Here is a 21,405-nt window from a genome sequence, read left to right on the forward strand (position 1 = left end):
CCGATGGCGCTGTGCTTGTCGGGCCTACTACACCAATGTAGGAATAGGTAGGCCGGATAAGCGATAGCGTTATCCGGCACGGAACATTAACTGGCCGTAGCAACTTCACCTGCAGGCGGCGTTTCAATTAGCTCCAGCATGGTGCGAGCGATTTCACGCTCACCCATAACGACCTGATTGGCGCCGCGTTCGGTAATGTATTCCACCTCATCGTCATAATGCGCGCGGGCGATAATCTCAATCGACGGGCATTTCTCACGTGCCGAAGCGACAATTTCACCCGCTTCATAGCCATTGGGAATGGTCAGCAGCAGCCAGCGCGCACAATCCAGATGCGCCAGATTCATAATCTCTTCGTTGGCGGCATTTCCCAGCACCGCACGGATCCCGCGCTCGCGCAGTTCATCCACCCGGGTACGCGAGGTTTCGATAACCACCAGCGGGATCCCCGCGGCCATCAATTTCTCACCCAGCAGGCTACCAACACGACCAAAGCCGACCAGCAGGGCGTGATTACAGATATCCACCGGAATTTGCTTCTCTTCTTCGATGGCCTCTTCCAGCGTCTGCTCTTCCAGCGTTTCTGTTTTGGCGAGGTATTTTTCTAACACCGCGAACAGCACCGGGTTAAGCATGATGGACAGAATTGCCCCCGCCAGCACCAGATTCTGTCCGGCCTGCGGCAGGAGGTTTAACGCCATTCCCAGACCCGCCAGAATAAAGGCAAATTCACCAATCTGTGCCAGGCTGGTGGCAATGGTGAGCGCCGTTCGTTGGGAGTGTCCAAACAGGCGCACCAGGAAATAGGCGGCAAGGGATTTACCAAAGATGATAATCGCCAGCGTGCCAAGCACCGCCAGCGGCTGCTGGATCAGGACTAACGGATCGAACAGCATCCCAACGGAGACGAAGAACAGTACGGCGAACGCATCGCGCAGCGGCAGGGTGTCATGCGCCGCACGGTGACTCAGTTCCGATTCATTGAGCACCATACCGGCGAAGAATGCGCCCAGCGCAAAGGAGACATCGAACAGCTCTACTGCGCCAAAGGCGATACCTAATGCGAGGGCGAGGACTGACAGGGTAAACAGTTCGCGTGAACCGGTTGCGGCGCTGCGGGCCATAATCCATGGCACCAGGCGACGACCCACCAGCATCATAATTGCGATAAACGCCACCACCTTACCGATGGTAATGCCCATATCGACGGCCAGCGAGGCGAAGCCGACATCTTCTTTTTCCAGCATTCCGGCGACGGCGGGCAGAAGAACCAACGTCAGCACCATCATCAGGTCTTCAACAATTAGCCAGCCAATAGCGATTTGCCCGCGCTGGCTGTCAATGAGCTGTCTTTCTTCAAGGGCACGCAGTAGCACCACGGTACTGGCGGTTGAAAGACACAGACCAAACACGATCCCTACCATCAACGACCAGCCCATCACCGCTGAAAGCGCCATACCCAGCAGCGTTGCCACCGCTATTTGAGCAATCGCGCCGGGAATGGCGATAGCCTTTACCGCCATCAAATCCTTCAACGAAAAGTGCAGCCCCACGCCGAACATCAGCAGGATTACGCCAAGCTCGGCCAGTTCAGGTGCGAGTTTGGTATCAGCAACAAAACCAGGTGTAAATGGACCGGCCAGAACGCCCGCTAACAGATATCCCACCAGAGGAGAAATACGCAGTTTATTGGCAATCATGCCTAATATAAAAGCGAGCACAAGGCCGCCGACAATGGTGGTGATAAGCGGGGTGGCGTGATGCATTCCGTCTCCTTTGGTTGCTGTGATGATCCTGAAAACCCAAATTACGAGTAATAGTTTATGACAATTTTGATGTTTATGTTTATGAATAATTATTGAATTTTGAAGAAAACGGGATTTTAGACGCGAAAAAGCACGGATCGGAAAACTACGATGATATCTGAGAGGTAAAGGCTGATGGCTACTGTAAGTGATGACGGCCAAAATTTACTTTTGGCCGTCAGAAAATCAGGCTTTGTGTCGGTTATCAGGTAAGAATATGGTCAGTATCCCCAGAAGTGGCAGGAAAGCACATATTTTGTAGACCAAATCGATGCTGGTATGGTCGGCTATCAGCCCTAACACCGCGGCTCCCAAGCCGCCCATGCCGAAGGCAAAACCGAAAAATAGCCCAGAAACCATGCCGATACGCCCCGGAAGCAGCTCCTGCGCGTAGACCAGAATGGCTGAAAACGCCGATGCGAGGATAAAACCAATGATCACTGTTAAAATCCCGGTCCATTCCAGCGTTGCATAGGGTAAAACGAGGGTAAATGGCGCTACTCCGAGGATAGAGCCCCAAATAACATATTTTCTGCCAATTTTATCGCCTAATGGTCCACCAATCACCGTCCCGGCCGCGACGGCAAACAGGAAGGCAAACAGGTGAAACTGGGCATTTTGTACCGATAATCCGAATTTTTGCATCAGATAAAAGGTGTAATAGCTGCTGATGCTCGCCATATAGAAGTATTTGGAGAAAATCAGCACCAACAGAATGCTTACCGCCAGCACCACTTTATTGCGCGGTAATGGATTAACAATCGCGACCTTCGGTTTTCCTTTACTCATCCGATGCTGCGCGGCGTACCAACGGCTGATTTGCGCCAGGACGACAATCGCTAATAGCGCAGCCAACACAAACCAGGCCACATTACCCTTACCATATGGCGCGATGATGACAGCCGCCAGCAAGGGGCCAAGAGAGCTACCGAAGTTGCCGCCAACCTGGAAAATCGACTGGGCGAGGCCGTGACGACCGCCGGAGGCCATTCGCGCCACGCGTGATGACTCCGGGTGAAACACCGATGAGCCGGTGCCAACCAGCGCCGCGGCGAGCAGTACCATATGGAAGCTGCCGGCCATGGCCAGCAACACTAGCCCGCTTAGCGTGAAGCACATCCCAATGGGCAGCGACCACGGCATCGGGTATTTGTCCGTCCAGTAACCCACGACCGGCTGCAGCAGCGAGGAAGCAAGCTGGAAGGTCAGGGTAATCATCCCTATCTGCATAAACGTCAGCGAGAACTCTGACTGCAACAGCGGATAAATCGCCAGGATCAGCGACTGGATCATATCGTTTAGCAAATGGGAGAGGCTGATCGCGCCTAAAATGCCAAATGAGGTGCGTGCTTTAGCAACCGACGCTGACGCGCCAGCCACTGGCTGGGTTGGTTCACTTATTGCCATAGAAAGTCACTTCTGTTTGGGTTGCGATTATGAGGGTAATCTATTTTGTTATTATTACCTGACTAACATACCTGCGGAAGGTGTTTGAAGGAAGTCTCATTTCTGAAAACATTTTCGACTATTATTTCATATCATTGTAATTTCAGTCGTTGATTTTGGCTCAGGGAGAGAAATATGAAGTTTTTGAAACGGGGCGTGGCGCTGGCGTTATTAGCCGCATTTGCGCTGGCAGGTCAGCCTGCACAAGCATACGAAAAAGATAAAACCTACAAAATTACCATTCTGCATACCAACGATCATCACGGTCACTTCTGGCGTAGTGAGTACGGGGAATACGGACTGGCGGCGCAAAAAACGCTGGTGGACGGCATTCGTAAAGAGGTGGCTGAGGAGGGGGGCAGTGTACTGCTGCTTTCCGGTGGCGACATTAATACCGGCGTACCGGAGTCCGATCTACAGGATGCGGAACCTGATTTTCGCGGGATGAACCTGATTGGCTACGACGCGATGGCGGTCGGAAACCACGAGTTTGATAATCCCATGACCGTATTACGTCAGCAGGAAAAATGGTCAAAATTCCCGTTTCTCTCGGCCAATATCTATCAGAAAAGCACCGGCGAACGTTTGTTTAAGCCGTGGGCCATTTTTAAGCGCCAGGATTTAAAAATTGCCGTACTCGGTTTAACCACTGACGATACGGCGAAAATTGGCAACCCCGAGTTCTTTACCGATATTGAGTTCCGTAAACCTGCCGATGAAGCCAAACTGGTAATCCAGGAACTGAATATGGGGGAAAAGCCAGACATCATTATCGCGACCACCCATATGGGACATTATGACAACGGCGATCACGGCTCGAACGCCCCTGGCGATGTCGAAATGGCGCGTAGCCTGCCGGCGGGATCGCTGGCGATGATTGTCGGTGGTCACTCACAGGATCCGGTGTGTATGGCTGCGGAAAACAAGAAGCAGGTTGATTACGTACCGGGTACACCGTGTGCGCCAGACAAGCAAAATGGGATCTGGATTGTGCAGGCGCATGAGTGGGGGAAATACGTGGGCCGAGCGGACTTTGAGTTCCGTAATGGCGAAATGAAAATGGTTAACTACCAGCTCATCCCCGTCAACCTGAAGAAAAAAGTGACCTGGGACAACGGTAAAAGTGAGCGCGTACTCTACACCCCGGAAATCGCTGAAAATCAGCAAATGCTTTCGCTGCTGACGCCGTTCCAGAATAAAGGTAAAGCGCAGCTCGACGTGAAAATCGGTAGCGTCAATGCGCGCCTCGAAGGCGACCGTAGCAAAGTCCGTTTCGTGCAGACCAATATGGGGCATTTGCTGCTGGCTGCGCAAATGGCGCGAACCAGCGCTGATTTTGGCGTGATGAGCGGCGGCGGCATCCGTGATTCCATCGAGGGCGGTGATATCACCTATAAGAGCGTGTTGAAGGTGCAGCCGTTTGGCAATATCGTGGTGTACGCCGACATGAGTGGGAAAGAGGTGATTGACTATCTGACCGCGGTGGCGCAAATGAAGCCGGACTCCGGGGCTTATCCGCAGTTTGCCAACGTCAGCTTTGTGGCGAAAGACGGCAAGCTTAACGATTTGAAAATCAAAGGCGAGCCCGTTGACCCAGCGAAGACATATCGCATGGCAACGCTAAGCTTCAACGCGACCGGCGGCGATGGCTATCCACGACTTGATAACAAGCCAGGCTACGTAAATACCGGCTTTATTGATGCGGAAGTGCTGAAAGAGTACGTGCAGAAGAACTCACCGCTGGATGCCAGTATGTATGAGCCGAAGGGCGAAGTTACCTGGCAGTAACAAGGCTATTTTGTTCGCCATTTTGAACGCGGGCAGTGCTCGGACAAAACTCACAGAGTTTTGAACGCCCATCAGGGCGGCCCGGAGGGGGAGCGTAGCGAATAATCCTCACGTACTACATGTACGCTCCGGTTCCTGCGCGCTGGCCGAGTCCAAACTGCCTTCACCAATAACGCCCTGTTGAGTATTCGATTTGTAGGCCTTAAAGCTGCTCGCCATCAGGCATTCATTCTATAACCGCTTAATCGCGGCGTGCGATGTCGGCGAATTTCGCATCCAGAATTTTCGCCAGATCGCCCGCTGCCAGTTCGATATCCAGCCCGCGTTTGCCGCCGGATACGTAAATGGTGTCAAACGTTTGGGCGGGAGCATCGATCAGCGTCGGCAATCTTTTTTTCTGCCCCAGCGGGCTGATGCCACCGACCAGATAGCCGGTGGTTCGCTGCGCAACCATTGGATCGGCCATATCGACCTTTTTGGCACCTAACGCCTTAGCGACCTTTTTGAGATCCAGCTGGCCGGCTACCGGTGTAACGGCCACCGCCAGGTGCTTCATATCGCCATTCACGGCAACCAGCAGCGTTTTGTAAACCTGGTCCGCATTCAGACCTAACTTGCGCACAACTTCGTCACCAAAATTCGTCTCAGACGGGCAGTGATCGTAGGTGTGGATCTGGAAAGAAATTTTGTTTTTTTCGAGTAATTTAACGGCGGGTGTCATAGCAATTTTCCTGGCCCAGACAAAATACGACTCAAGCATACGCCTGATGTCTGTCTAAAAAATAGTACCATCTTGCGCAATAGTATTGGCAGGATGATGACTTTGAGCGACAATCGAACTACACCGACGCTTTAAGCGTTGGGATCATAATAATGATGAAATTCCTCTTTGACGGGCCAATAGAAATATTGGCCATTTTTTTACCGTAACATCTCCGGCAAATTTCCTTCTCCATACAAATGCAGCGCGCCTACGGCCACGACATAATGACCGGCGGGCATCGCCCTGAGTTTATCGCACCAGGCTGCGTTACGCTGATGCATCAAAACGTCATACAACGACTGGCTAAACGTATTGGGTAGCGCGAGGTCGCTATTGCGTGGCGGCGTTTTAAGCCACCAGCCCATCATCTGCTGGAGCAGTCTGGCATTGGTATGCCAGTGCGTCAGGGTATCGTCCAGCAGAGCCAGGCCGTTGTCGGGCAATTGACATAACAGCTCGATTTGGCTGGATGCGCCTTCCAGTTCGATGACCGGTTTATGCGCTTGTTTTGCCGCATTCAGCAGTTGGTAATCAATTCCGTATTCCGCCCGCAGCCCCAGCTGTTGCGCCTGCGTTGCCTGTAATACCATGGCGATTTGCCACAACGGTTGGGTAGACAGCAGGGAAGGGGAAATACCCAGTTCGTCGGTGACCTTATGCAGATTGTCTAGCTGCTCCGGGCTGATGCGCTCTTCGAGTGCGGTAAAGGTCGGAAGATTGGCAAACGGCGCGTCGTCGCCGGAAACATCGGCTTCAACGATCAGCGCATCGGCACGCTTGAGCTTTTTGAGTAATTTGGCAGGCAGAGGCGCCATCTCGCGGCTGCCCATATGAATGCTGCCTATCAGATGAAAATGGCGGTTGCCGGGCAAGGAGATATCGATGGCAGGCCAGGTATAGGGGTTGCCGCGTAGCGCGGTGAAAAATGTTTTTACCCGGTACAACAGATCCATACGGCCTCCCTAAGTAGACTTCCATGCTAGCGCGTGGTCCAGGAAGGTGCAATGCGTGAATCGCCGGATGGCGGTCTTACCCAGCCTACAATGTTACCTGCACATTGTTGACCGGGTAAGCGTGAGCGCCATCGGCACTGGGTTACTCTTTCGGTTTGAAGCGCAGCAGTCGGTTAGCGTTGCTCACCACGGTAATGGAGGAGAGCGCCATCGCCGCCCCGGCAACGACCGGGTTGAGCAGCGTTCCGGTGAACGGCCACAGGATCCCTGCGGCAACGGGGATACCGATACTGTTATAGATAAACGCGCCGAGCAGGTTCTGCTTCATATTGCGCAGCGTTGCCCGGGAGATAGACAGCGCATCCGCAACGCCCATCAGGCTATGGCGCATCAGCGTAATCGCGGCGGTTTCTATCGCCACATCGCTGCCGCCACCCATGGCAATCCCGACATCGGCCTGCGCCAGCGCAGGCGCATCGTTGATTCCGTCACCCACCATGGCAACCTGACGCCCCTGGCTTTGCAGGCGCTTAATCGCCTCGGCTTTGCCGTCCGGCAGAACGCCCGCAATCACCTCATCAATACCTGCCTCTTTGGCAATGGCGTTGGCGGTCGTTGGGTTATCACCAGTGAGCATCACCAGACGATACCCGGCGCGATGCAGACGCTGGAGCGCCGCCACGCTGTCGCTACGCAATGGATCACGTACCGCTAACAGAGCCGCCGCTTTACCATCAATCGCCAACAGGACCGGGGTTGATCCCTGGGAAGCTTGAGCTGTGATTTCAGCTTCCATTTCAGTTGTATCAACCTGCTGTTCATTGAGCAGTGCCTGATTTCCCAGCAGCAGCGTATAACCTTCGGTCTCGCCGCTGACGCCTAACCCGCGCAACGTACGGAAACCGTTGACCTGCGGCAGCGAGACGTCACCTGCTTTGTCCAGAATCGCCCTGGCCAGCGGGTGGCTGGAACCCTGTTCAAGGGCTGCAGCCAGACGAATTGCCAGCGCTTCATCGGTGTTGCCAAACGTTTTAATGGCGACAACCTGGGGTTTACCTTCCGTCAGCGTCCCGGTCTTATCAAACACGATGGTATCGAGCGTGCTGGCGCGTTGCAGCGCATCGGCATCACGTACCAGTACCCCAAACTCAGCGGCACGCCCAACGCCGGAAATAATCGACATCGGCGTTGCCAGACCCAGCGCACAAGGGCAGGCGATAATCAGAACGGTGGTGGCAATCACCAGCGTATAAACAATCTGCGGCGCCGGCCCAAAGAAATACCAGATAGCCGCACTGATTAGCGCAATGGCGACCACCACCGGAACGAAAACCGAGGAGATGCGGTCGGCCAGTTTGCCAATTTCCGGTTTGCTGCTTTGCGCCTGGCGAACCATCCGAATAATGCGTGACAGCGTGGTGTGGCTGCCAACGGCGCTGGCGCGGAACAGCACGCTGCCGTCCTGTACGACCGTACCGGCGTGGACGCTATCGCCTTCGCCTTTTTGTTGCGGAATCGGCTCACCGGTCAGCATGGCTTCATCCAGCCAGGCTTCGCCCTGAGTGATTTCGCCATCAACCGGAACGCGATCGCCGGTAGTCAGACGCAGCAACATTCCCGCCTGAACATCTGCCAGCGGCACGTTCTTTTCACCTTCGTCGGTAACAACACGCGCGGTCGGCGGCGTCAGATCGAGCAATTTTTCCAGCGCTTTGGAAGAGCGTTGGCGAGCCCGTGCCTCCAGCATGTGTCCGAGGTTAATCAGACCGATAATCATCGCACTGGCTTCATAATAGAGGTGTCGCGCTTCCATCGGGAACCATTGCGGCCAGAGGTTGACGCTCATGGAATAGAGCCATGCCACCCCCGTACCCAGCGCCACCAGCGTATCCATGGTCGCGGTGCCGTTCATCAGGCTTTTCCACGCATTGCGGTAAAAGTGACCACCCGCGAAAACCATTACGGCAAGCGTTGCCAGACCAATCGCCAGCCACAGGCTGCGGTTGTCGTCACTCACCATCATGTTATCGCCAATCATTCCCCACACCATGACCGGAATACCCAGCAGCAGCGCGACGGCTGCCTGCCAGCGAAAACGTTTCATGGTCGCAACGGCGGTTTCTTGCTGACGTTCGCGGCGCTTAGCATCATCTTCAATGGCTTCTGCGCCGTAACCCGCTTTTTCTACCGCTTTTACTAATTGGTCGGCGGATGCACTGCCCATTACCAGCGCAGTACGTTCCGCCAGGTTTACCCGTGCCTGTGTGACACCCGGTACGCTTTGCAGAGCATCTTGTACGCGGATAACACAGCTGGCGCAGCTCATGCCGTTTAACAGCAACTGTTGGCTGTCATCATCAGCCGTAGCTGCCGGAAGCTCGGAAGGGACCGCTGCCAGTGCTTCCGACGGGATTGATGACTCCGTCAGCGGTTTAGCCTTTGGGTGGCTTAACTCCGCGCCGTAACCGGCTTGTTTGATGGTTTCAATCAGTGCTTCTGCGCTGGCGCTCCCGGTGATGTGCGCTTCAGTCACAGTGACATCCGCTTGCTCAACGTCCGGACGTTGTTCCAGACTTTCTTTAACGCGTTTTACGCAGTGACCACAGGACAGACCGTCCAGGGTTAGATCGATTGTTTGAGACATAACAAATTTCCTCTATGATTGGTCTGAGATTCATTGACCTTAGCAATCGTTTTGACTAACTGTTATAAAGGTTAAACCTTCCATCTAGGGGAAGGTCAAGGGGGGGAATGTGAATATATCCGATGTTGCTAAAAAAACCGGGTTAACCAGCAAAGCCATTCGCTTTTATGAAGAGAAAGGACTGGTGACGCCGCCGCTGCGTGGTGAAAATGGCTATCGTACATACAGCCAAAAGCATCTGAATGAACTGATGCTGCTGCGCCAGGCGCGTCAGGTTGGGTTTAACCTGGAAGAGTGCGGCGAGCTGGTAAACTTATTTAACGATCCGGCGCGTCATAGTGCGGATGTGAAAAAGCGTACTTTAGAAAAAGTAGCGGACATTGAGCGGCATATCAGAGAATTGCAGGCCATGCGTTTGCATTTACTGGCGCTGGCAGACAGTTGCCCCGGCGATGACAGCGCCGAATGTCCGATCATGGATAATCTCTCCGGTTGCAGTCATCACAAAGCGAAGGCTTAACGGCGAGGGGGATTGAGCATAAACACCACCGTACCGCGATACCACGGGGATTTCTCAAGCTGCGCTTCAGCCTGTGGGTCACGGCTACCGTTTTGCACCAGCCCCAGCTTAAACGGAATGCGCAGGCGAGCGAGTGCAGGCAGATACGCCTGATAATTCGTTACCGTGTGCCGCCCCTGATAGCTCTGGACCACCAGTTCATCGACCGCCAGCGCGTTCAGCGTGGCGACGTCGCCCGTTTTTGCCCAATCCAGTAGCCCGGTCACGCCAAGTGCAAACTCGGTTGGTAGTCGTTGGCGCAACTGCTGTAGAAAGAGCGCGTAGTCGGCAAGCTGATGGGTTGCCGCGTCAAAATCAACCTGCAGGCCGACAACGTGATTCCCGGCGGCCTGCCAGCGTTGCATCAGCCGTATGATACGCGCCGGGATCACCTCCGGTACGTCGAGGGTGGTAAAGCGTACGGTCAGCCAGATTGACGGAAAAGACAGACGACTGACCGGCAGTCCGAGACGCTGGAAAACCACGTTTCCCGAACGAACCAGCACCTCGCCCTGATGCAGATAGACCGTCTGCGCGTTTTTCAGCTCGTCACTGGCCTTTACTCCGGACCACAGCCAGAAGGCCGGATGTTCACGGGCGGCGACAATATCCGCCGCCCGTGCCTGGCCCACCAGCAGCGCGGTTACCAGTAATATTTGAGTTTTTGCGCCCACGGGCTTCCCGGATACTGCGTTTTCAGTTGGGTGAACCAGCCCTTACGCTGCAGTTTATCCACTTCTTCACCTCCGCACTCGTTAGCGCCTGAAGGCGCATAACACATGATGGCGCGATACAGCGCGAAGCTCTTATCTTCGACTTCGGCGGTAGGTGAGGTGATTATCTGCTGATAGTAGCTTTGCCTGTCGAACTGGCCGAACGGTTCCTTACGCGAGATTGCGGATTCTAGTACATCGTTGCCAGCGCTGTTTTTCCACAGATCAACATGCGTTTGCGTGGTGCGGAAAAATTCACCTAAACAGTTCAGTGCGTGGGCATCATCCGCTTTTTTACTCAATACCGTTACCGTATCATTGAGGCTGCTGCAGGTATACCCGGCCTGAGCCGTATCGCCGTTCCAGTCAAAAGTGCTCAGGTTCACGTCATTAAACGCCTCGCCAATGACCGGCGGTGCGATTTCGCTGGCAAGCTTTTTATCTTTCAGCCAGTCGCCAAAGCGATTCTCGGTAAGATCCCGTACCAGCAGCGTATGCAGGGCGATGGTACGCTCTTCGTTATTCGGACCGTGGACGGCTTGCTGACGCAGCAGTTCAGGCGTGGCCTGTGTTTTTAGCACCTGCGAGCGTAAGCGCAGGTTGGTCACTGCGCTTTCTGGGGCAAAAACTGCCTCCACGTCGCCGCTATAAACCAGGGTCGCAGCGAGCTTAGCCTGCACATACTGCTGCTGTTCGTTGTCCTGACTAAGTTTTAACAACTGCTGCCAGAAATCACGCGCCGCGCTCCAATTCTTCTGGCCCATCAGCGCTTCGCCGTACAGCACCTGTTCGCTGAAGGCGAGAGTATCGTGAGCGGCAAGTTTCTGCGCTGGCGTAACTGCCTGAATAATTGCTGCGTAGTTGCCCGTTGCCTGCCACAGATTCAGTTGCAGATCGCGCCAAAGCGGCAATTTTTGGCTCTGTTCAAACACCGGCTTGCTGGCGTCGAGTTGTTCCTGGGTTAATGTCAGTTTGTAATCACTATTCAAACGCAGCGCGCGCAGCAGTTCGATATAGCTGACCAGCGGCGCGTCGGGGAAGGCCTCCACCACGGGGCCTTCAAAGAATTGCATACCGAATACATTATCGTATTCGATAACGATTTCACGCAGTTGCTGTGCGTCAGCCGACTGCTGGAGCGTCTGCTCATACAACCCGGCCAACTGCGGCCACGCCTGTAAATACCAGTTGATGCGACGCAACATACTGCGCGCTGAGTCGGCGTAGAGTCCTTGGGGAAAACGCTGCAGATAAGCCTGCGCCAGCGTCTGAGCCTGAGTAGCGTCCTCGCGGTTAATTTTAGCGATATTAAAATCGCCGTATTCGCCAACGCTGTTCTGACTGCTCTTGTTCAACGCCGTACGCATCAGCATGTATTGCGCAGTCTCTGCCAGCCAGGGACGGTCGCTTGTAGCAAGCTGAGTGAAATCCCGTTCGGCACTGGCATAATCACCGGCATAGAAACTGGCGGCTGCTGCCAGATAGTTTGTATAAGAATGCGCGGGAGAATCTGCCGGGAAAGTGGCAAGAGAAGATTCAATTTGCTCGCGGGTTGCCCCGGAAAGCATCCCTGTTCGCGCCTGGGCCAAGGCCTGACGTTGCTCCGCTGTTAACGTAGAATCGGCCAACAGCGCGGCAAAAAACGCGCTAACGCTCCCGGCGTTATTCGAAACATGACGGTTCTCAAGCTCTGCGTCGTTGATGTTTATTTCGTCTGCGCCAATGTTCAGCTCGGCCATCTGTCGGGAGAGAGGGCTATCTGCGGCGGATGCCGGAGCAGCCGCTGGTGGCGGGGCAGCCTGATCCCATTGCGGGTGATACGCAAAATAGAAGTCGCGGGAGCGGGTGATATCCGCTGGCATCGACTGCACTGGCAGAGTAAATGATTTTTCCTGACTCAGCAGCCGCAGCAGGTTGTCGCGGCTGTCGTTTTCCGGATTAAAGGTTGGCGTGCCTTTTAGCAGGCAGCTGTCGTCGCTCCATTTACAGTCTTCCATATCGAAAGAGGCGAATGCCTGCGGGGCGGCAGTCAGTAATGTGCAAAGGGCAAAGGCAAGGGGGATCTTCCTGACCATAGTCTTATTTCCTGTCTTTTTAGTGTGATACCGCTTTAATCATCAGGGTGATCCCCTCAACGGCAATGACTTCAACCTGCGTTCCTGCGCTCAAATCGTCGCGGGCGCTAACGGGCCATGAGCTGTCGCCGACGCGCATATGTCCGCGGCCATTGACCAGGGCGGTCTCCAGAATAAAGCGGCGACCAACCAGCTGCTGTCCGCGCTGGTTCAGATGGCTGTCGGCGGGTTTCTGCTGCTGAACGCGCCTTGCCAGCCACTTCCACCACAGCCAGGCCGCCAGCAGGGTGAGGACGGCGAACATCGCCCCCTGCCACGCCCAGTCAAGCGGGACGAGCCACACCACCAGGCCAGTAATGACCGCCGCCACGCCGCTCCACAGCAGATAGCCGTTACCGCCCAGCATCTCGGCGGCGAGTAGCAAACCGCCGAGGCTGAGCCAGAAGATGTGCGGGTGTACCAGAATCATCGCTATCATGATTTTTTCCGCTCGCTGGCGCTGTCCTTAACCAGTTCGGCGATCCCGGCAATGGAGCCCATCAGGCTGCTGGCATCAAGCGGCATCATCACCACTTTGCTGTTATTCGACGAACCGATGTGCTGCAACGCTTCGGTGTATTTCTGCGCCACGAAGTAGTTCACGGCCTGGATATCCCCAGCGGCAATGGCCTCAGAAACCATCTGCGTTGCGCGGGCTTCAGCTTCTGCGGAACGTTCACGCGCTTCTGCCTGTAAAAACGCGGACTGACGTTCACCTTCCGCGATGAGGATTTTCGACTGCTTCTCACCTTCGGCCTTAACGATTTCCGCCTGACGGATCCCTTCGGCTTCAAGAATGTAGGCGCGCTTGGTACGTTCGGCTTTCATCTGCGCGTTCATGGCGTCGATAAGTTCCGCCGGAGGACGGACGTCGCGGATCTCAATACGGGTGATTTTGATGCCCCAGGGATTCGTGGCCTCATCAACGATATGCAGCAGGCGCGTGTTGATGTTGTCGCGCTGGGAGAGCATTTCATCGAGCTCCATCGAGCCGAGAACAGTACGAATGTTGGTCATGGTCAGGTTGATGATCGCCAGTTCCAGGTTGCTGACTTCATACGCGGCTTTCGGCGCGTCGATCACCTGAATAAAGCACACAGCATCAATCGAGACGTTGGCGTTGTCTTTGGAAATGACTTCCTGAGAGGGGATATCAAGCACCTGTTCCATCATGTTGATCTTACGACCAATGCGGTCCATAAATGGTACAACAAGGCTTAAACCCGGTTGCAGGGTTTTGGTGTAACGGCCAAAACGCTCTACCGTCCACTGATATCCCTGCGGGACGATTTTGACGCCTGCGCCGACGATGACCAGCGCGACAAAAATAAGAATAGGAATAAAAATGAGCATTGATGAAACCTCCTGTTGTGCTGTCCTTTACTGCCTCATTAGTCAAATTATACCCGATTTATCAAGGCGGGCTCCCCTATAATAAATTACAGAGATAGACTGTCAGCACGAAAGAGGTAAAAAAGGGATTGGTAATGGAAGAAAGCAGCATTCTGCTTCAGTTAAAAAATGTCGCATGGCAGGCAGGGGCGACGCAGATTCTCAATAACATCTGTTTTGATCTCCGCGCCGGAGAATTTAAGCTGATTACCGGGCAGTCCGGGTGCGGTAAAAGTACGTTACTCAAGATAGTCGCGTCGTTAATTAGCCCGACTGCCGGTGAAATACGCTTTGAGGGTAAGGAGATAAATACCCTCAAGCCGGAAGCGTATCGCCAGCAGGTCTCTTATTGTGCGCAAACGCCCGCGCTGTTTGGTGATACCGTCTACGACAACCTCATTTTCCCCTGGCAAATCCGTGACAAAAGTCCGGAGCCGGATGTGTTTCTGGAAGATCTGGCTCGTTTTCAGTTACCCGAGACGATCCTGAAAAAAAATATCAATGAGCTATCCGGTGGCGAAAAGCAGCGCGTCTCGTTAATTCGTAATTTGCAGTTTCTGCCGAAAATCCTGCTGCTTGATGAAATCACCAGCGCGCTGGATGAAGCCAACAAGCGTAATGTGAACGAATTAATTCACCACTATGTTCGCGATAAGAATATTGCTGTGCTGTGGGTGACGCATGACAAAGATGAAATTGATCATGCGGATAACGTCATAACCCTTCAACCGCACGCCGGTGAAATGCAGGAAGTAAGCAATGAACGAGCATAATATTACCAATGAATCCCTGGCATTAGCGATGATGCTGGTGGTGGTCGCGATACTGATCAGCAACAAAGAAAAGCTGGCGCTGGAAAAAGATATTCTCTGGAGCGTTTGCCGGGCGGTGGTTCAGCTTATTATCGTAGGTTACGTGCTGAAATATATTTTCGGCGTCAACCACAGCATTCTGACCTTATTGATGGTGCTGTTCATCTGCTTCAACGCGGCCTATAACGCGCAAAAACGCAGTAAATATATTGATAACGCTTTTCTCTCGTCATTTATCGCCATTACGGCGGGGGCGGGGCTAACGCTTTCGGTGCTGGTTCTGTCAGGCTCTATCGAGTTCACGCCGATGCAGGTTATCCCGATTTCCGGCATGATTGCAGGCAATGCGATGGTCGCAGTGGGGCTGTGTTACAACAATCTGGGGCAGCGGTTTAACAGCGAACAGCAGCAAATTCAGGAAAAACTCAGCCTCGGTGCGACGCCGAAAGTGGCCTCCGCGCCGCTGATTCGCGACAGCATTCGTGCCTCGCTGATTCCGACTATCGATTCAGCGAAGACCGTGGGGTTGGTGAGTTTACCGGGGATGATGTCCGGATTGATCTTTGCAGGCATTGACCCGGTAAAAGCGATTAAGTATCAGATTATGGTAACGTTTATGCTGCTTTCCACCGCCAGCCTGTCGACCATTATTGCCTGCTACCTGACCTATCGGAAGTTCTATAATTCACGTCATCAACTGGTGGTGACGCCATTAAAGAAACCGTGATGTGATGCCGGATGGCGGCTACCGCCATATCCGGCCGACGGGAATGAGGTGTTGGTTGTTTTTGTAGGCCCGATAAGCGTAGCGCCATCGGGCATGATGAACCAATTAGTACAACAGCGCGTACAGCTGACGACGATACTTCGACGCCAGCGCATCACCGGTACCCAGTGCGGCAAGGATCTCCTGGAAAGTCTTACGCGCCTGACCGTCGGCTGCCGTGAGATCTTTCTTCAGGTGACTAAACAGCAATTCCAGCGACTCTTCGTTGCGTCCGACCTGGTGTAACTGAATGGCCAGTTGAGTTGCCAGCGCCGCATCCTGTGGATTGTTGGCGACTTGCTGCTGCAACTGTTGGATTTCCGGCGTATCAGCCGCCTGCTTCAGCAGTTCGATCTGTGCCACCAGTCCCTGATAACGGGTATCCTGATCCTGCAACGGAATGGTTTTCAGCACCGCTTCGGCTTCGTCAGAACGATTCAGGGCAATTTGCGTTTCCGCCAGCAGTAGACCAATTTCGCTGCTCTGGTTGGAGATCTGCCAGGCCTCTTTCAGCAGCGGCAGCGCATCAGCGTGATTCCCGGCTTCGATGAACTCGATAGCCTGGCGTGCTTTCAGTTCCTCTTCGCTCGGCAGCACTTTTTCCAGCAGCGCACGAATTACCTCTTCCGGCTGCGGGCCCTGGAATCCATCTACCGGCTGACCGTTCTGGAACAGATAAACCGTGGGGATCGCGCGCAAGCCAAACTGGGAGGCGATCATTTGCTCGGCATCGCAGTCGAGCTTAGCGAGAATAAATTGGCCGTTGTATTGGGCGGCAAGGCTTTCCAGTACCGGTGTTAACTGCAGACAGTGCTGGCTGCGCTCAGACCAAAAATAGAACAGGACCGGCGTGGTCATCGACTGTTCAAGGGTCTGCTGTAGGTTCGATTCGTTAATGTTAACAATATTCTGTGTGGACATGGAGTTACTCTCTTTTGTCGATTTCTTGTTACATGGGGGCTGACGCGCGTGCTTCAACTCAACCCTGTAAAATTTTGTCCATTATGCGGCCTGGCAACAGGCGTTTAAGCAGCATCACTGCCCAGGTCACCAGCGTAACCGGATAACGCATCTTCGGTTTGTCGTTCTCAAACGCGTGACGCACTTTGGCGACAACCGCTTCTGGCCCCAGCGTAAAACGCGCGGCAATGCCGGGATTTTCCACGGGAGCATCGCTCTGGGTCTGGTTAACGTTTTCGGTAAAGCGGGTGCGAATAGGACCCGGTTCAATCAGGCTGACCTTAATCCCGCTGTGGCGTAGCTCCATACGCAGTGCGTCGGACCAGGCTTCCAGCGCATATTTACTGGCGGCATAAGCCCCGCGTCCCGGGGTTGAGATCAATCCCATCACCGACGAGGTCATTACAATACGTCCTTCGCCGTGGGGTAACATGGCGGGCAACAGGCGCATGGTAAGCTGATGTGCGCCAAAGAAGTTGGCGGAAAACTGTTGCTCCATCTGCTCGCGGCTGATGGTGGGCAGGGGGCCATAGACACCGTATCCGGCGTTGTTAAAGATCCCATACAAACGATTATCGGTCAGGGCGATCACCTCATCGGCGGCGCGATCCACGCTTTCGGGTGAATCCAGATCCAGCAATACGCCAGTGAATCCCATACTGTTCATACGCGCGACATCGTCAGGTTTGCGACAGGCTGCCAGAATTTGAAAACCCTGGCGCTTTAGCTCAAGTGCGCTTTCCAGACCGATTCCGCTGGAACATCCTGTTATTAAGACCGATTTTTGCATAACTTTACCTGTCAGGATCTCCGTTGTTTTACGAGTCGTGATTTACTATATCCGTCATACTTCAAGTTGTCTGTGCGTTGGCTACGCTCGCTCACCCCAGTCACATAGTTAGCTATGCTCCTGGGGCCTCTCTCACTTGCCGCCTTCATACAACTCGAATTATTTAGGATAGAAAAGGTGTGAGATGTTGCGCCATCCAGTCGGCAATAAAAGGCTGGGCGTCACGGTTAGGATGAATACCATCATCCTGCATCCACTGGGGTTTCAGATAAACCTCTTCCATAAAAAAGGGCAGCAGAGGAATATCAAACTCTTTGGCGAGCTTTGGATAAATCGCGCTAAAGGTTTCATTATAACGGCGACCGTAGTTTGCTGGCAGACGAATTTGCATCAGCAGCGGTTCGGCATTTGCCGCTTTCACGTCCTGCAGAATCGTGCGCAGGGTTTGTTCGGTTTGCGCAGGCGCAAAGCCACGCAAGCCGTCGTTGCCGCCAAGCTCTACCAGCACCCAGCGTGGCTGGTGCTGCTTGAGTAATGCAGGCAGACGGGCCAGACCTTGCTGCGAGGTGTCGCCGCTAATGCTGGCATTCACCACCGGCGTTTTAGTTTGCCATTTATCATTAAGTAGCGCAGGCCACGCGGCGCTGGCGGACATTCGATATCCGGCGCTCAGGCTGTCACCCAGAATTAATAACGTGTCCGCAGCGGCGGCGCGGAAAGTTAACAGGACCAGGAACAGGAAAGGCCAATGCCAGCGGAAAACATTGTTGAAGTTCATCATCTTAAGAAATCCGTCGGTCAGGGTGATCATGAGCTATCCATCCTTACCGGAGTTGAACTGGTTGTCAAACGCGCCGAGACCATTGCGCTGATTGGCGAGTCGGGATCGGGGAAATCCACGCTGCTGGCGATCCTCGCCGGGCTGGACGATGGCACCAGCGGTGAAGTCAGTCTGGTGGGACAGGCGCTGCACGCCATGGATGAAGAAGCCCGTGCGCAGCTGAGAGCGCGACACGTGGGTTTTGTCTTCCAGTCGTTCATGTTAATTCCGACCCTCAACGCGCTGGAAAACGTCGAATTGCCCGCGCTGTTGCGTGGCGAAAACAGCGGAAAAAGTCGCGATGGGGCAAAAACGCTGCTGGAGCAATTGGGACTTGGAAAACGTCTTGATCATCTTCCGGCTCAGCTTTCCGGCGGGGAGCAGCAGCGCGTGGCGCTGGCGCGGGCCTTTAATGGTCGCCCTGACGTGCTGTTTGCCGATGAACCAACGGGCAATCTTGACCGCCAGACCGGAGACAAAATCGCCGATCTGCTGTTTTCTCTGAACCGGGAACACGGTACCACTCTGATTCTGGTGACCCATGACCCGCAGCTGGCGGCGCGTTGCGATAGGCGTTTACGCCTGGTGAACGGACAGTTGCAGGAGGAGGCATGATTGCACGCTGGTTCTGGCGCGAATGGCGCTCGCCTTCATTACTGATTGTCTGGCTGGCGCTGAGCCTGGCGGTAGCCTGCGTGCTGGCGCTGGGCAATATCAGCGATCGTATGGAAAAAGGGCTAAGCCAGCAAAGCCGTGAGTTTATGGCGGGAGATCGGTCGCTGCAAAGTTCACGCACTGTACCGAAAGCGTGGATTGACGAGGCGCGACAGCGTGGCCTGAAGGTGGGCGAACAGCTAACCTTTGCCACCATGACCTTTGCCCAGGATACGCCGCAACTGGCGAACGTCAAAGCGGTGGATGACGTGTATCCGATGTACGGCACGTTGCAGACCAATCCGCCTGGGCTGAAACCGCAGCCTGGCTCGGTGCTGCTGGCCCCGCGCCTGATGGAGCTGCTCAACTTAAAAATCGGTGATTCTATCGACGTTGGCGATGCCACGCTGCGTATCGCCGGGGAAGTGGTGCAGGAGCCGGACTCCGGTTTTAATCCGTTCCAGATAGCGCCGCGCCTGATGATGAACATGGCGGATGTTGAAAAAACGGCGGCGGTACAGCCGGGAAGTCGTGTGACCTGGCGCTATAAATTTGGCGGGACGCCGTCGCAACTGGAAGCCTATGAAAAATGGCTGCTGCCGCAGTTAAAGCCTGAACAGCGCTGGTACGGGCTGGAGCAGGATGAAGGAGCGTTAGGGAAATCACTGGAGCGTTCGCAGCAGTTCCTGCTGCTGTCGGCGCTGCTAACGCTACTGCTGGCGGTCGCGGCGGTAGCCGTGGCGATGAGCCATTATTGCCGCAGTCGTTACGATCTGGTGGCTATTCTGAAAACCCTCGGTGCGGGCAGAGCGCAGTTGCGCAGGCTGATTGTTGGTCAATGGCTGATGGTGCTGGTGCTGTCCGGCGTGACCGGTGGGGTGTTCGGGCTGTTATTTGAGCGCGTGCTGGTCGTGCTGCTCAAGCCGGTTCTTCCCGGCGAGCTGCCGCCTGCCAGCCCCTGGCCGTGGCTTTGGGCATTAGGCACCATGACGGTTATTTCGCTGCTGGTGGGGTTACGCCCTTACCGTCTGCTGCTGGCGACGCAGCCGCTGCGGGTGCTGCGCCGTGACGTGGTGGCAAACGTCTGGCCGCTGAAGTTTTATTTGCCGGTGGTATTGGTAGTTGTGATTGCGCTGCTCGCTGGACTGATGGGTGCAAGCCCGCTGCTGTGGGCGGTACTGGCTGGTGCGGTGGTACTGGCGCTGTTGTGCGGGGTGCTCGGCTGGATGCTGCTCAACGTGCTGCGCGGTCTGACGCTCACCTCGCTGCCGCTGCGTTTGGCGGTCAGTCGACTGTTGCGCCAGCCGTGGTCAACGCTCAGCCAGCTGTCGGCATTTTCGCTTTCCTTTATGCTGCTGGCGCTGCTGCTGGTGCTGCGTGGCGATCTGCTCGACCGTTGGCAGCAGCAAATGCCGCCGGAAAGCCCGAACTATTTCCTGATCAACATTGCCACCGAACAGGTGGTTCCACTGAAGGCTTTCCTGTCTGAGCATCAGGTGATCCCGGAATCATTCTATCCGATTGTGCGGGCGCGTCTGACGGCGATCAATGAGAAGCCGACCGAAGGCAACCAGGATGAGGCGCTGAACCGCGAGCTTAACCTGACCTGGCAGGATACCCGACCGGATCATAACCCGATAACCGCCGGAAGCTGGCCGCCAAAAGCTGGCGAAGTGTCGATGGAAGAGGGCCTGGCGAAACGGCTGAACGTCAAACTTGGCGATCGGGTGACCTTTATGGGCGATACCCAGGATTTCAGCGCCAAAGTCAGCAGTCTGCGCAAAGTAGACTGGGAAAGCCTGCGGCCTAACTTCTTCTTTATCTTCCCTTCCGGCGCGCTGGACGCTCAGCCGCAAAGCTGGTTAACCAGCTTTCGCTGGGAGAATGGCAACGGCATGCTGACGCAGCTTAACCGTGAATTCCCGACCATCAGCCTGCTGGATATTGGTGCCATCCTCAAACAGGTGAGCCAGGTGCTAGAGCAGGTGAGCCGCGCGCTGGAGGTGATGGTCGTACTGGTCACCGCCTGCGGTATGTTGCTGCTATTGGCGCAGGTCCAGGTCGGTATGCGTCAGCGTCATCAGGAGCTGGTGGTCTGGCGCACGCTGGGTGCGGGCAAGAAGCTGCTGCGGACCACGCTGTGGTGCGAGTTCGCCATGCTCGGGATGGTTGCCGGACTGGTGGCGGCCATCGGCGCGGAAACGGCATTGGCGGTGCTGCAAACCAAAGTGTTTGATTTCCCGTGGGAGCCAGACTGGCGACTGTGGGTCGTGTTGCCGCTTTGTGGGGCATTGCTGCTTTCTTTATGCGGCGGATGGCTCGGTTCACGTCTGCTAAAAGGCAAAGCGCTGTTCCGTCAGTTCAGCAGTTAATTCATATTCGTGATGATTACGCACCGGTTTTTTAAATCGGTGCGTTTTTTTATC

At 54.7% G+C, this 21,405-nt stretch carries 18 protein-coding genes; 6 read left to right on the forward strand and 12 right to left on the reverse strand.

Going from position 1 to position 21,405, the window contains the following annotated elements; translation table 11 throughout:
* Positions 1 to 86: 86 nt before the first annotated feature.
* Positions 87 to 1,766, reverse strand: a complete 1,680-nt coding sequence (ybaL, locus tag E1B03_RS07165) for a YbaL family putative K(+) efflux transporter (protein WP_043015428.1) — start codon at positions 1,764 to 1,766, stop codon at positions 87 to 89.
* A gap of 225 nt (positions 1,767 to 1,991) precedes the next feature.
* Complete coding sequence (gene fsr / locus E1B03_RS07170; protein ID WP_003021788.1) at positions 1,992 to 3,212, reverse strand: fosmidomycin MFS transporter; 1,221 nt, start codon at positions 3,210 to 3,212, stop codon at positions 1,992 to 1,994.
* A gap of 174 nt (positions 3,213 to 3,386) precedes the next feature.
* Here fsr and ushA point away from each other — a divergent pair, with 174 nt between their 5' ends.
* Entirely contained in the window at positions 3,387 to 5,039 is a 1,653-nt protein-coding gene (gene ushA, locus E1B03_RS07175; protein ID WP_133085929.1) for a bifunctional UDP-sugar hydrolase/5'-nucleotidase UshA, read from the forward strand.
* Between the two features lie 241 nt (positions 5,040 to 5,280).
* On the opposite strand, the gene ybaK is transcribed toward ushA, so the two are convergent.
* The 3 genes from ybaK to copA all read right to left on the reverse strand — a co-directional run bounded on the left by ybaK (position 5,281) and on the right by copA (position 9,399).
* Positions 5,281 to 5,760, reverse strand: coding sequence for a Cys-tRNA(Pro)/Cys-tRNA(Cys) deacylase YbaK (gene ybaK, locus E1B03_RS07180; protein WP_103772068.1), 480 nt, complete (start codon positions 5,758 to 5,760; stop codon positions 5,281 to 5,283).
* Between the two features lie 200 nt (positions 5,761 to 5,960).
* Positions 5,961 to 6,755 carry a TraB/GumN family protein gene (locus E1B03_RS07185; RefSeq protein WP_133085930.1) on the reverse strand — a complete coding sequence of 265 codons (795 nt, stop codon included), beginning with the start codon at positions 6,753 to 6,755 and terminating at the stop codon, positions 5,961 to 5,963.
* A 142-nt stretch (positions 6,756 to 6,897) separates the two neighbouring features.
* The gene (gene copA, locus E1B03_RS07190) at positions 6,898 to 9,399 is read right to left on the reverse strand and encodes a copper-exporting P-type ATPase CopA (RefSeq protein WP_103772066.1); all 2,502 of its coding nucleotides are present in this window, start codon (positions 9,397 to 9,399) and stop codon (positions 6,898 to 6,900) included.
* 109 nt (positions 9,400 to 9,508) lie between these two features.
* Here copA and cueR point away from each other — a divergent pair, with 109 nt between their 5' ends.
* Positions 9,509 to 9,919: a Cu(I)-responsive transcriptional regulator gene (gene cueR / locus E1B03_RS07195; RefSeq protein ID WP_048226264.1), complete on the forward strand. Its 411-nt coding sequence runs from the start codon at positions 9,509 to 9,511 to the stop codon at positions 9,917 to 9,919.
* Here cueR and E1B03_RS07200 read toward each other — a convergent pair.
* Genes E1B03_RS07200 through E1B03_RS07215 form a run of 4 tightly spaced genes read right to left on the reverse strand, consistent with a single transcriptional unit; the run spans position 9,916 to position 14,138 of the window.
* Positions 9,916 to 10,632 (reverse strand): DUF3142 domain-containing protein, encoded by a 717-nt coding sequence (locus E1B03_RS07200; protein WP_103772065.1) that lies wholly within the window; start codon positions 10,630 to 10,632, stop codon positions 9,916 to 9,918. The genes cueR and E1B03_RS07200 overlap by 4 nt on opposite strands.
* On the reverse strand, positions 10,602 to 12,746 hold the full coding sequence (locus tag E1B03_RS07205) for a PA5441 family protein (protein WP_133085931.1): 2,145 nt from the start codon (positions 12,744 to 12,746) through the stop codon (positions 10,602 to 10,604). The genes E1B03_RS07200 and E1B03_RS07205 overlap by 31 nt, the downstream gene beginning before the upstream one ends.
* Positions 12,747 to 12,765: 19 nt before the next feature.
* Entirely contained in the window at positions 12,766 to 13,224 is a 459-nt protein-coding gene (locus E1B03_RS07210) for an NfeD family protein (protein ID WP_103772063.1), read from the reverse strand.
* Positions 13,221 to 14,138, reverse strand: a complete 918-nt coding sequence (locus E1B03_RS07215; RefSeq protein ID WP_003831073.1) for an SPFH domain-containing protein — start codon at positions 14,136 to 14,138, stop codon at positions 13,221 to 13,223. Before E1B03_RS07215 ends, E1B03_RS07210 begins: the two co-directional genes overlap by 4 nt.
* A gap of 134 nt (positions 14,139 to 14,272) precedes the next feature.
* Here E1B03_RS07215 and fetA point away from each other — a divergent pair, with 134 nt between their 5' ends.
* Positions 14,273 to 14,950: an iron efflux ABC transporter ATP-binding subunit FetA gene (gene fetA / locus E1B03_RS07220; RefSeq protein WP_006685656.1), complete on the forward strand. Its 678-nt coding sequence runs from the start codon at positions 14,273 to 14,275 to the stop codon at positions 14,948 to 14,950.
* Positions 14,937 to 15,716, forward strand: coding sequence for an iron efflux ABC transporter permease subunit FetB (fetB, locus tag E1B03_RS07225; protein ID WP_006685655.1), 780 nt, complete (start codon positions 14,937 to 14,939; stop codon positions 15,714 to 15,716). Before fetA ends, fetB begins: the two co-directional genes overlap by 14 nt.
* 105 nt (positions 15,717 to 15,821) lie before the next feature.
* Here the strand turns inward: fetB and E1B03_RS07230 are convergent, their stop codons facing one another.
* The 3 genes from E1B03_RS07230 to tesA form a co-directional block, all read right to left on the reverse strand.
* The gene (locus tag E1B03_RS07230) at positions 15,822 to 16,676 is read right to left on the reverse strand and encodes a co-chaperone YbbN (RefSeq protein ID WP_103772062.1); all 855 of its coding nucleotides are present in this window, start codon (positions 16,674 to 16,676) and stop codon (positions 15,822 to 15,824) included.
* A gap of 58 nt (positions 16,677 to 16,734) precedes the next feature.
* Complete coding sequence (locus tag E1B03_RS07235; protein ID WP_103772061.1) at positions 16,735 to 17,505, reverse strand: SDR family oxidoreductase; 771 nt, start codon at positions 17,503 to 17,505, stop codon at positions 16,735 to 16,737.
* 163 nt (positions 17,506 to 17,668) lie between these two features.
* Positions 17,669 to 18,286 (reverse strand): multifunctional acyl-CoA thioesterase I/protease I/lysophospholipase L1, encoded by a 618-nt coding sequence (gene tesA, locus E1B03_RS07240; RefSeq protein WP_087051704.1) that lies wholly within the window; start codon positions 18,284 to 18,286, stop codon positions 17,669 to 17,671.
* Here tesA and ybbA point away from each other — a divergent pair.
* Together ybbA and ybbP are read left to right on the forward strand one after the other, a co-directional pair.
* Entirely contained in the window at positions 18,254 to 18,940 is a 687-nt protein-coding gene (gene ybbA / locus E1B03_RS07245; RefSeq protein ID WP_103772060.1) for a putative ABC transporter ATP-binding protein YbbA, read from the forward strand. The two genes, tesA and ybbA, sit on opposite strands and share 33 nt — an antisense overlap.
* Positions 18,937 to 21,351: a putative ABC transporter permease subunit YbbP gene (ybbP, locus tag E1B03_RS07250; protein ID WP_133085933.1), complete on the forward strand. Its 2,415-nt coding sequence runs from the start codon at positions 18,937 to 18,939 to the stop codon at positions 21,349 to 21,351. The genes ybbA and ybbP overlap by 4 nt, the downstream gene beginning before the upstream one ends.
* Positions 21,352 to 21,405 lie beyond the last annotated feature (54 nt).

This window comes from Citrobacter arsenatis, from assembly GCF_004353845.1.
Lineage (GTDB): Bacteria > Pseudomonadota > Gammaproteobacteria > Enterobacterales > Enterobacteriaceae > Citrobacter > Citrobacter arsenatis.